This window comes from Kurthia sp. Dielmo (assembly GCF_000307285.2).
GTDB classification, from domain to species: Bacteria; Bacillota; Bacilli; order Bacillales_A; family Planococcaceae; genus Kurthia; species Kurthia populi.
On sequence record NZ_CAEP01000178.1, the window covers coordinates 1 to 788 of the forward strand.

1 protein-coding gene is annotated in these 788 nt (G+C 43.0%); it reads left to right on the forward strand.

Going from position 1 to position 788, the window contains the following annotated elements; genetic code table 11:
- On the forward strand, positions 1 to 788 hold a 788-nt coding region (locus tag KTHG_RS00035; RefSeq protein ID WP_139991777.1), incomplete at both ends, for a transglutaminase domain-containing protein.

Below are 788 nucleotides of genomic sequence, written 5' to 3' on the forward strand. Positions count from 1 at the left end.
GTGTCAAAGAGCCGTATTAAAATTGATTTTTCGATGCATTACCGGAAGTCGCGTGACGAGCATAAATGGGTCGTTGATGAAATTGGGCGTATTTTAAAGCAATTGATTAAGGAGGATATGAGTGATGTGCAAAAGGTTGTCGCGGTACATGACTATATCGTGCGCAATCACCAATATGAGATGAATACAACCGGCTCGCCGTTTACGGTATTTACCTTTATGCATGAGAAGCAGGGCGTTTGTATGGCGTATGCCTTACTCTTTGAAAAGATGATGGAGGAGCTTCACATTCCTTGTTATTACGTGGTCGGCAAGGCGGATGGTGAGAGTGATTTAGGGCATGCGTGGAATATGGTGCAGCTCGGCGGCGAGTGGTATCATATCGATGCGACGTGGAATGACTTAGGCTCGAAGCTGAAAAATCATGAAATTCGCTATCGTTATTTTTTACGCTCGGATGAGTTTATGAAGCGTGATCACCACTGGAATCACAATCATTACCCACAGTGTCTGAGTGAGACGTATAAAGGCATGTCGAATTTTTATGATGTGACCTACTGTGAGGATGCGATTTATTTTCCACACCCAACATCGGCAAAGCTTATTAAAATGAATGTAGATACACGAAAAACAGCCGTATTAGTCGAGGGACGCGTGCAATTTTGCTCGGCATTTGAAGAGGCAATCTATTTTTGTGCGGTCTACAATGAACGTCATTTATATAAGCTAAATACGACAACAAATGAAGTTAGCTGTGTTGAAAAACGCGAGGTCATCGCCATCAAGCG